Here is a 9,491-nt window from a genome sequence, read left to right on the forward strand (position 1 = left end):
ATGTCCAGCCGCCGCCCCCTCAGGCTGCTGGACGGATCACCATGTACATGTTGTCTCCCAGCAGCGGCCGATCGGTGCGGACGACGCGGTAGCCGGCCTCGCCGGCCAGCACGCCGAGCGTCCTGGGCGTGAAGTAGTTGACGTGGTCCGGGAAGCGGAACCCGCACCACCGCTTGCCGCGCAGCCGCCGGTTGAGCGACGCGAAATTGGGCACTTTCACGATGGCGACGCCATCCCGGGCCAGCTTGGGCCGGAGGGCGCGGAGCAGTTCGAGCGGCCGCGGGTCGTGCTCTAGGAAGCTGACCAGCGTGGCGACATGGATCGAGTGGTCTTCGATCTGCGCGACGCCATCAAGGGCGGGCGCCGCGATGACGTCGCCCGACCAGTCGGCGAAGCGCTGCGCCGCCGCGTTGGCGAGTTGGGGGGAGAGTTCGAGGCCAATCGGCGTCACGTCGCGGCCCGCGGCGGCGAAGCGTTCGCAGCAGTCAACCGCGAGCAGGCCACTGCCGCAACCGACGTCGAGCAGCCGCAGCGGCGCGGCGCCGTCGGTCGCGACGGTCTTGGCGGCGAGGGTGTAGGTGTGGTTGCGTCGCGGGGCGATCCAAAGCTTGAGACGTTTGAGCCCGTCCGACAGGCGAGAAAAAACCGGCTCGGCTTGGCGGCGGCGGTCGCGTTCGGCTTGGATCGTCTGCTCCCACGGGAAATCGTCCCGCACTTCCTCGTAGGCCGGCGGGTTCTCAAGATAGACGAAGTCGGTCTCTAGACAACGCACGAGGCGATAGCCTCCGCGCGAGTAGGGCGTCGCGGCGGTCTGGGTAGGGCGGCCAACGAGGGGACAGACTGCCGTCATGGCGGGCTCCCGGGGAGGCGGAGACAGGGCGAATCGTGGCGGCACCCTACGGAACCCCTCCGCCGGCGGGAATGCCATTTCCCCCGCTGGGTGACGTTACCAGGCCGGCGCCAGTCGGGCGATCTCCTCGGCCTGCGCCGGAAACCGGGTTGCTAGCTCACTCACCTCGGCGGGCGTCGCAACGTGGAAATCGGCGAAATCAAAGCCGGGCGCCACCAGGCAACTCATCAGCGCCCAACCCGGCCCGGGGTCGTCGGCCAGCCGGCAACCTTGCCAGACGCCCCCCGCAACAACCCCCTGCGGCCGCTGGCCAGCGCGGAGGTCGCTCCCGAGCGTCACCGGATCGGCGGGACCCTCGGGGGGGAGCCGGAGCATCTCGACCGCGGCGCCGGCGTGCCACAAGAAGACCTCGTCGCTCGGCAACACATGCCAGGCGGAGGGCGACGCGGGCGTCACCAGGAAGTAGATTGCGGTGAGGGCGTCGCGGGGGCCGGCGTACTCGGGGCCCATCGCCCCGTCGGGCAGCCGCCGCGGCGACCGGAAGGTTTCGCGATAGAATCCCCCCTCCTCGGGCAACGGCGCGAGGCCCAAGAGCTCGATCAACGCCTCGGCGGTCAGCCCCGCCCCGCTGCTATCGCTTCCCGTCATCGTGTCCCCTCGCTTGTCGTATGTCGCTGCGGATCACTAGTCGCCACAACCCGCGATTGAAGCAGGCGGCTCAGCTGCGGGACAGCCGCCACCGCCGGGCGACCGGACGCCTGCTCATCGACGGCGCCCGCGAAACCCTCCGCGCCCTGGTGGCGGGCGTCACACCGATCGAGGCGTTCGTCGACGAGTCGATCCCCCATGAGCGCGCCGCCGAGGCCCTCGCCGAACTCCAGCGGCTGGGCGTACCGACTTACCCGGTGGCGAGTGACGCCTTCGCGAAACTCGCCTACGGCGACCGGGCCGATGGCGTCGTGCTCGTCGCTGAGGGGCAAGCCCGCGGCCTCGCCGACCTGACACTCCCCGCGGCGCCGCTGGTTGCGATCCTGGCGGGCGTCGAGAAGCCGGGCAACCTCGGCGCGATCCTCCGCACCGCCGACGGGGCCGGGGTCGATGCGGTCGTGGTCGCCGACCCGCGCGTCGACCTGTTCAATCCCAACGCGATTCGGGCCAGCGTCGGCGCCGTCTTCCGCCAGAACATCGCGGTCGCCACGGCCGACGAGACCCGCCAGTGGCTGCAAGAACGCGGGGTCACGCTCTACGCGACGCGGCCCGAGGCGGCGATGGCGTATACAGCGGCCAACTTCGTTAGTGGCTGTGCGATCGTGCTCGGCAGCGAGGCCGAGGGGCTCGACCCGGCGTGGGACGCCGCCGCGACGGGGATCGCCCTGCCGATGCGGGGAGTCGCCGACAGCCTCAATGTGTCGGCCGCCGCCGCGGTGCTGTTATACGAGGCGCGGCGGCAACGCGGCGCTAAGGCTACTTCTTCTTCGACTCAACGGTCGCATTAATGCGGCGGATGTTGGCCCAGTCGTCCTTGTAGTTGACCGGCACAAACTGCGTCGCGCCCGAGGCGCCGTACTTCGCCTCGACGCTGGTGCCGGGCCAGACGAAGCCGAGGAGCGTCTTGGAGATCTCTTCGCGGAGTTCGGGTGACAGGTTGTACGCGTAGCCGATGGTCGCCGGCGGGAACCGCTCCGACTCGTAAATCACCTGCAAAGCGTCGGCGTCGACTTCCCCGTCGTTTGTCATCCGCTCGAGGATGTCGCTGGCGACCGGCGCCGCGTCGTGTTCGCCCGCGAGCAACTCCTTGACCGAGGTCTCGTGACCGAAGGTGAACCCCCACTGGTAGTCGCGTTCGGGGAGCAGGTCTTGCTGGTTCATCAGGTAGACCAGCGCGGCCTTGCAGCCGGAGTTTGAGTCGGGCGTCGTGAAGGCGATGCGCTTGCCGGCGAGCTTGGCGGGGTCGTCAACGCCGTCCTCCGCCCGGGTCAGCAGCTTCATCGTGTAGCCGAACGAGCCATCCTCGCGGCCGAACGTGCAGACCGGGTGGAATCCGGCCGTCTCAACCGCCAGCGGGATGGCGCCGGTGTTCAGGCCGACGATGTGCAGCTTGGCGTCGGCGAGCGCCGCGACTTGGTCGCTGGTCGAAGGGTAGTGCTGGTACTCGACCGGCAGGCCGGTCGCGTCGCTGAGGGCGGTCAGCACGTCTGCCCAGGAGGTCGCCTCGTCGGACTCTTCCGGCGGGCCCACGTAGGAGAAGACCAGCGTCTCGGGCGTCACGCACTGGTCGTCGGCGGGGAAGTCGCACAGCAGGTCGCCGTCGACGTCCTTGAACGCCACCTGTTCCGACGCCACCTCGGTCGGGCCGAGCAGCTTGGCGAGCATGTTCTGTTCGAACTCTTGCTGCGCGGCTTGCTCGAAGCTCGGGAGCAGGTACCGCACCGCCAAGGCCACCGCCAAAATCGGCACGAGGACCTTCAACAGACGCGCGACCGAGAAGGCGTCGGCGGGCTGGTTCAACGTCGCAGGCTGGTTCATCGTCGCAGCTCGGGGCTCGGTGGGCGTCTCAGCTAGCGGGAAGTCCGTAAGGATACCAGTCGCCCCGGCCCGTGCAACGCGCTGGCTTAGGCGTCGCTGGCTTGCGACAGGGTGGCCGCGGTCAACGTGTTGTGCAGGAGCATCGCCACCGTCATCGGGCCCACCCCCCCCGGCACCGGGGTGATCCAGCCGGCGACGGCAGCGGCGGCGTCGTAGTCGACATCGCCGCACAGGCCGCCCCCCTCGGAGTCCGGCAAACGGTTGATGCCGACATCGATCACCGCGGCGCCCGGCTTGATCCAGTCGGCGCCAACCATCCGCGGCCGGCCGACCGCGGCGATAATAAGGTCCCCCATCCGGCAAACCGCCGGCAGGTCGGGCGTCAGGCTATGGGCGAGCGTTACGGTGCAGTCCCACCCCCGCTGGGCGAGGAGGGCCGCCATCGGCTTGCCGACGATGTCGCTGCGGCCAATCACCACCGCGTGCTTGCCGGCCGTCGGGACGCCGCTGCGGCGGAGCATCTGCAGCACTCCGTGCGGCGTGCAGGGCAAGAACCGCGGCTGCCCCTGCACCATCAGGCCAACGTTTTCCGGGTGGAAGGCGTCGACGTCCTTCGCCGGGTCGATCGCCCGGAGCACGCGGTCGGCGTTGATCTGCCCGGGGAGCGGCAGCTGCACCAGGATGCCGTGGACGGCGGAGTCGGCGTTGAGCTCGGCCACCGTGGCGAGCAGCTCGGCTTCGGTCGTCTCGGCCGGCAGACGTAGCAGGCGGCTGGCGATGCCCGCCTTGCCGCAGGCGTTCTCTTTGTTGCGGACATAGACCTGGCTCGCCGGGTCGTCGCCCACGAGCACCGCGGCGAGGCACGGCGTCGGCCCGCCGGCGGCGACCAGCGCCGCGACCCCCTCGGCGACTTCGCCGCGGATATCGAGCGCGATTTGCTTGCCGTCGATGATCGTCGCCATGTTTCCGTTCCGTCGTGAATCAGGATCCGCCGAGCCAACCCCAGAGCAGCCGGTAACAAATGCCGGCGTAGATCGCCGCCGCCACGTCGTCGGCCATGACGCCCCAGCCCTCGGGGAGCAGCTCCAACCGCCAGCAGGGCCACGGCTTGGTGATATCAAACAGCCGGTGCAGTGCGTACCCGGCCACCAGCCAAACCCCGCTCGCTGCCGGCGCGAATGCGTAGACCAACGCGACGGTGGTGAATTCGTCGTAGGTGATCGCCTGCGGGTCCTTGGTGTCCACCGCCAGCCCGAGTGCGACCAATTGCCGCGCGGCTCGGGTGCAGAGCAGAGGACCGAACCCAATCAGCACCAGCAGCGTCCCCAATTGGAGCGGGTATCCCGGCAGCTGCGACACGGCCAGCCACAGCGGCACGCCCCATAGGGCGCCGACCGTTCCAGGGGCGGGGGTTTTTGTCGTTAAGCCAAGCCCCGTGGCGATCCAGGCGGCAAAGGCGGTTCGGGGGGTGACGCTCGGCATCGCCCTATCTTAGCGGCCCGCCGCCCGCGCGTATGGCCCCGGGGTCGCAGCCCGTGTAGTCCCGAGTCGCCCGCCCCGATATGCTTGGAAATCCGCATCTCCCCCGCAAAAGCCCCCGAACAACGCCACCGATGAGCGACAGCACCGCCAACGACGCCCCCACACTCACCCCCGTCGAGGGGTTCAAGGAGGCCAGCGACTACCTGAGCGGCCCCATCCCCACGGAGTTGGTCAACGGCGAGCCGAACTTCACCGGCGAGGCGATGCAGCTGCTCAAGCACCACGGCACCTACGAGCAGGACGACCGCGACCGCCGCAAAGAGGCCAAGGCGGCCCAAGTCCCGGGCGGCAAGTACTACTCGATGATGGTCCGCTCGGTCCTCCCCGGCGGACTGCTCTCTAGCGCCCAGCTCATGGCGCAGCTCGACCTGTGCGACGAAGTGGGTAACGGCACCCTCCGCTTCACGACCCGCCAGGCGATCCAGGTCCACGGCATCCTCAAGACCGACCTCCGCAAGTACATCAACCGTGTTGTCGAGATCGGCCAGACGACGCTCGCCGCGTGTGGCGACGTCTGCCGCAACGTGATGTGCTCGCCGCTGCCGGTGCAGAGCGCCGTCTACAACGACATGCAGGACCTGGCCGCCCGGCTCAAGGAGCACTTCAAGCCGCGCACCGGCGCCTACTACGAGCTCTGGGTCACCGACATCGAGACCGGCGAGAAGACGCTCGCCGCCGGCGGCGAGGGGACGAAGACCTCCGGCATCAAGGACGCCGACCCGGTCGAGCCGATCTATGGCAAGACCTACCTGCCGCGCAAGTTCAAGTTGGGCGTCGCCCTCCCGGAGGACAACAACGCCGACATCTACTCGCAAGACATCGGCTTCCTGGCGATCACCGACGGTGTGGGCGCCGAGCGCCGCATCGTTGGCTACAACCTGATCGCCGGCGGCGGCTTCGGCCGCACGCCGAGCGCCGCCAAGACCTTCGCCGCGGTCGGCCAGCCCTTCTGCTACTGCCCGGTGGGCGAAGAGGTCTCGGCCGCCGAGGCGATCATGAAGGTGCAGCGCGACTTCGGCGACCGCACCGACCGCAAGACGGCCCGCCTCAAGTACCTGGTCGCCAATTGGGGCCTCGAGAAGTTCAAGGCGAAGGTCGAGGAGTACGCCGGCCGCGACCTCGCCGCGCCGAAGGAGGTCCCCATCGTCGGCCACGACGACGCCATGGGCTGGCGCGAGCAGGGCGACGGCCGCTGGTTCTACGGCCTCACGATCGAGAACGGCCGCGTCAAGGACGAGGGCTCGTTCCGCCTCAAGGCGGCCCTACGCGAGATCTGCGGCACGCTCGCCCCGCCGCTGCGCGTCACGGGGCACCAAAACCTGATCTTCTGCGACATCGAACCGGGCGCCCGCTCGCTGCTCGAGTCGATCCTCAAGTCGCACGGCGTGCCGCTCACCGAAGACTTCTCGCTCGCGCGGCGTTGGAGCATGGCGTGCCCAGCGCTGCCGACCTGCGGCCTGGCGGTCACCGAGAGCGAGCGCGCCATGCCGGGGATCATGGACCAGATCGACGCCGAGATCACCAAGCTCGGCCTCGATGAAGAGGTCTTCACGACCCGCATGACCGGCTGCCCCAACGGCTGCGCCCGCCCCTACAACTCCGACATCGGCCTCGTCGGCCGGGCGAAGGAGAAGTACACGATGTTCCTCGGCGGCAGCGTGCTGGGCCACCGCCTGAACTGGATCTACAAAGACATGGTCCCCGCCGACGAGGTCGCGGCCGAGCTCGGCAAAGTCTTCACGCACTTCAAAGCGAACCGCAGCGAGGGCGAGTCGCTAGGCGATTTCTGCGATCGGACCGGGAAGGACGCGCTACTGACGGCGTGCGGTGAGTGAAGTTGCCAAACGCGGTAGGTGGACAGCGAGTAGCGCCGAGCCGCGACCGTTAGGGAGCGACCGAAAGGCGTGCAAGCTATACTGGTAGCAGCCCTCGACAGGAGTCCTCATGCCCGCCGCGATCGCCTACCCCCACGTCACCGCCGATGATCCCGCCACGGCGCGGATCGAGGGGACTCGGTACAAGGTCGTCCAGCTCGCCGCCGAGCACTTTCAGCACGGCTGGACTGCCGAGGAATTGCTACGGCAACACCCCGACCTGCGGCCCGAGCAGGTGTACGCCGCGCTCGCGTACTTCTACGACCACCGCGAAACAATCCTGACTGCGTTGAACAGTTCGGCGTCGGCTGCAGCGGCAGTTCGCGACGCCGCCAGTCTGTCGCGGGCCGAGTTGCTCAAGCGCCGTGGCTAAGCCGTGCCGATCCCGGTCTACATGGATGTGCACGTACCGTCAGCGGTAAGCGAAGGTCTGCGACGTCTCGGCCACGACGTGCTCACCGCCCAAGCGGACGGCGCCGATCGTCTCACTGACGACGCGTTACTCGACCGCGCCACCGAACTCGGCCGTATGCTCTTCACCCAAGACGACGACTTACTCCGCATCGCCGCTGGGCGGCAGTCGTCGGGCCAAACGTTCACCGGAGTGCTCTACGCCCATCAGTTAGCGGCAGGCATCGGCCCGCTCGTGAACGACCTCGACCTCGTCCTGCAGGTCTGCGACCTCCGCGAGATCGCCGGGCGTGTCACCCATTTGCCACTACGGTAGGCTGCCTAGGCAACGTTTAGCGTTGCCACGGCGGGTACGAACAACCGCGGAAACACGCAGACACAGCCTGACCCACGCGTCTCACCATCCACACGCACTCTTCTAAATAAACACCAACGATGCCGCAACGATTGCCCGTGCTTGTTTGCCTCCTGTCGCTCGTCGTCACCACGGCCATGGCGGACGAGCCAACCTCCTTCACGAATCCCGTCTATTCGGAGAACATGCCCGACCCCGGCGTGCTGCTGCACGAAGGGACTTACTACGCGTTCGGCACGACCGGCGACGAGCGCATGCCGGATGGCAGAATCTTTCGCGTCCTGACTTCGACCAACCTCATTGATTGGAAGGAGCAAGGCGGGGCGCTGGCGCCGCCGATTGCCGACACGAAAAAGCAATACTGGGCGCCGGAGGCGGCCTACGACAATGGAACCTTCTACCTGTACTACTCGGTCGGAACGCTCGACGACCTGCGGTTCGAGATCCGCGTCGCCACCAGCGAATCGCCAGCCGGCCCCTACCGAGACAATGGCGTCGCGCTCAAAGAAGGCGCCAACGCCCCCTTCTTTATCGATGGCCATCCTTTCCTGGATGACGACGGCCAGTGGTATTTCTTCTACGCCAAGGATTTCCTCGACACCGACGGCGGCGCCCGCGCGGGGACGGGGATCGTGGTCGATCGCCTCCTCGACATGACGCGGCTCGCCGGCGAGCCGAAGACGGTCGTCCGACCGCGCTACGACTGGACGCTCTTCGAGGCCGACCGGGTGATGCCGATGCTCGGCGGCAAGAAGTTCGATTGGCACACGATCGAGGCGCCCTGGGTCGTCGAGCACGACGGCAAGTACTACTGCTTCTACAGCGGTTCGAACTTCGGCACCATCAACTACGGCGTCGACTACGTCGTCGCAGATTCGGTCACGGGCGACTACCACGACCAGGGCCAGTACGCCCGGGTGCTGCGCGGCGTCCCGAATCTCGTCCGCGGGCCCGGCCACCATTCGATCGTCCGAACGCCCGACGGCTCCACCGACGTCGCGGTCTACCACGCCTGGGACGCCAAAATGACCCGCCGTGAGATGTGTATCGATCCGCTCGTCTGGACCCGCTTCGGACCGCGTTGCGTTGGACCCTCGGTGTCGCCCGTCGATCTGGCGCGATAGGGTCGCCGGGCGCCTCTACACCGGCACCACGTCGTCAGAGTACAAGACATCCCTGGATTCAAGAATGAACGAATGGTCTGAGCCAAAAACGGTTGTCGCAATTGGATCATTGTTCATCGGCGCAATGGGATTATTGTTTGGAGTACTTTCTTATCGCTGGAACCGTCATGAGTCTCGGCGAGAAACCATTGCAAGGATACTAGAAAACCTGGTCAGGGCAGCCCAAGACTTAAACGAGGCGAATGCCCTAAGGAGAAAGATTGACGGGCTAGGAAAATCGTTTCCAAACCCCGACATAGCAATGGAAGCCACAATAAGAATCCGATCCGGCATGGAGAAATACGACGAACTTATCAAATCGTCACACCGTTCTGTCCGCGACGCAGAGGCTGCGATGGTAGTGTCCGTCAAGTTGCGCACATAGTTTTCCGGCGTGCCCCGGCTTGGTAGGGGAGCGGCCCGCAGACCCCCTCACAGGGTCTGCGCGGCCGCCTGCATCAGCTCACTCTCCTGGGTTCCGTTTGATTCTCTGCTTTGAGTCGGCGGACTTTTGAANTTTTCGGCGTCTTGCTCTGCCAAGCGGCTCATGTCGAGGTACTTCCGCGAGCCCCACTTCGTGCCCGCCACGTGACGCAACCTCGCCGCGACCAGCATCAGGGCGCTGTTCCCGTCAGGGAACGCCCCTGGCCTGCTCCCCAAAAGCGGATCCAGGTGTTATGAGAGTCTCAACCGCCCCGGAGGGGCCTCAAGGAGACTCGCGATGTCAGAGAAGCGAAGGAAGCGTCACAGCGCGGAAGAAGTGGTGCGTA

At 67.0% G+C, this 9,491-nt stretch carries 11 protein-coding genes and 1 pseudogene; 6 read left to right on the top strand and 6 right to left on the bottom strand.

Going from position 1 to position 9,491, the window contains the following annotated elements; translation table 11 throughout:
• Positions 1–19: 19 nt before the first annotated feature.
• Complete coding sequence (locus Pla108_RS16160; RefSeq protein WP_197526620.1) at positions 20–772, bottom strand: class I SAM-dependent methyltransferase; 753 nt, start codon at positions 770–772, stop codon at positions 20–22.
• A 174-nt stretch (positions 773–946) separates the two neighbouring features.
• Positions 947–1,498 carry a cupin domain-containing protein gene (locus Pla108_RS16165; RefSeq protein ID WP_146445990.1) on the bottom strand — a complete coding sequence of 184 codons (552 nt, stop codon included), beginning with the start codon at positions 1,496–1,498 and terminating at the stop codon, positions 947–949.
• Between the two features lie 20 nt (positions 1,499–1,518).
• Here Pla108_RS16165 and Pla108_RS16170 point away from each other — a divergent pair, with 20 nt between their 5' ends.
• The gene (locus tag Pla108_RS16170) at positions 1,519–2,346 is read left to right on the top strand and encodes a TrmH family RNA methyltransferase (protein WP_146445991.1); all 828 of its coding nucleotides are present in this window, start codon (positions 1,519–1,521) and stop codon (positions 2,344–2,346) included.
• On the opposite strand, the gene phnD is transcribed toward Pla108_RS16170, so the two are convergent.
• From phnD to Pla108_RS16185, 3 genes are all read right to left on the bottom strand, one after another.
• Positions 2,315–3,376, bottom strand: a complete 1,062-nt coding sequence (gene phnD, locus Pla108_RS16175; protein ID WP_146445992.1) for a phosphate/phosphite/phosphonate ABC transporter substrate-binding protein — start codon at positions 3,374–3,376, stop codon at positions 2,315–2,317. The two genes, Pla108_RS16170 and phnD, sit on opposite strands and share 32 nt — an antisense overlap.
• Before the next feature lie 86 nt (positions 3,377–3,462).
• The gene (gene folD / locus Pla108_RS16180) at positions 3,463–4,338 is read right to left on the bottom strand and encodes a bifunctional methylenetetrahydrofolate dehydrogenase/methenyltetrahydrofolate cyclohydrolase FolD (RefSeq protein ID WP_146445993.1); all 876 of its coding nucleotides are present in this window, start codon (positions 4,336–4,338) and stop codon (positions 3,463–3,465) included.
• 19 nt (positions 4,339–4,357) lie between these two features.
• Positions 4,358–4,858: a phosphatidylglycerophosphatase A family protein gene (locus Pla108_RS16185; RefSeq protein ID WP_146445994.1), complete on the bottom strand. Its 501-nt coding sequence runs from the start codon at positions 4,856–4,858 to the stop codon at positions 4,358–4,360.
• Positions 4,859–4,989: 131 nt separating this feature from the next.
• Between Pla108_RS16185 and Pla108_RS16190 the strand changes: the two genes are divergently transcribed.
• From Pla108_RS16190 to Pla108_RS16210, 5 genes are all read left to right on the top strand, one after another.
• Complete coding sequence (locus tag Pla108_RS16190) at positions 4,990–6,753, top strand: NADPH-dependent assimilatory sulfite reductase hemoprotein subunit (RefSeq protein WP_146445995.1); 1,764 nt, start codon at positions 4,990–4,992, stop codon at positions 6,751–6,753.
• 109 nt (positions 6,754–6,862) lie between these two features.
• Positions 6,863–7,165, top strand: coding sequence for a DUF433 domain-containing protein (locus Pla108_RS16195; RefSeq protein WP_146445996.1), 303 nt, complete (start codon positions 6,863–6,865; stop codon positions 7,163–7,165).
• Positions 7,166–7,186: 21 nt separating this feature from the next.
• Positions 7,187–7,519, top strand: coding sequence for a DUF5615 family PIN-like protein (locus Pla108_RS16200; protein ID WP_197526621.1), 333 nt, complete (start codon positions 7,187–7,189; stop codon positions 7,517–7,519).
• A gap of 137 nt (positions 7,520–7,656) precedes the next feature.
• Positions 7,657–8,682 carry a glycoside hydrolase family 43 protein gene (locus tag Pla108_RS16205; protein ID WP_197526622.1) on the top strand — a complete coding sequence of 342 codons (1,026 nt, stop codon included), beginning with the start codon at positions 7,657–7,659 and terminating at the stop codon, positions 8,680–8,682.
• A 64-nt stretch (positions 8,683–8,746) separates the two neighbouring features.
• The gene (locus Pla108_RS16210; protein WP_146445998.1) at positions 8,747–9,106 is read left to right on the top strand and encodes a hypothetical protein; all 360 of its coding nucleotides are present in this window, start codon (positions 8,747–8,749) and stop codon (positions 9,104–9,106) included.
• Between the two features lie 134 nt (positions 9,107–9,240).
• Here Pla108_RS16210 and Pla108_RS21655 read toward each other — a convergent pair.
• Positions 9,241–9,366: pseudogene (locus Pla108_RS21655) on the bottom strand (IS256-like element ISCce2 family transposase); the annotation flags it as partial.
• Between the last annotated feature and the right edge of the window lie 125 nt (positions 9,367–9,491).

The organism is Botrimarina colliarenosi, assembly GCF_007859955.1.
GTDB classification, from domain to species: Bacteria; Planctomycetota; Planctomycetia; order Pirellulales; family Lacipirellulaceae; genus Botrimarina; species Botrimarina colliarenosi.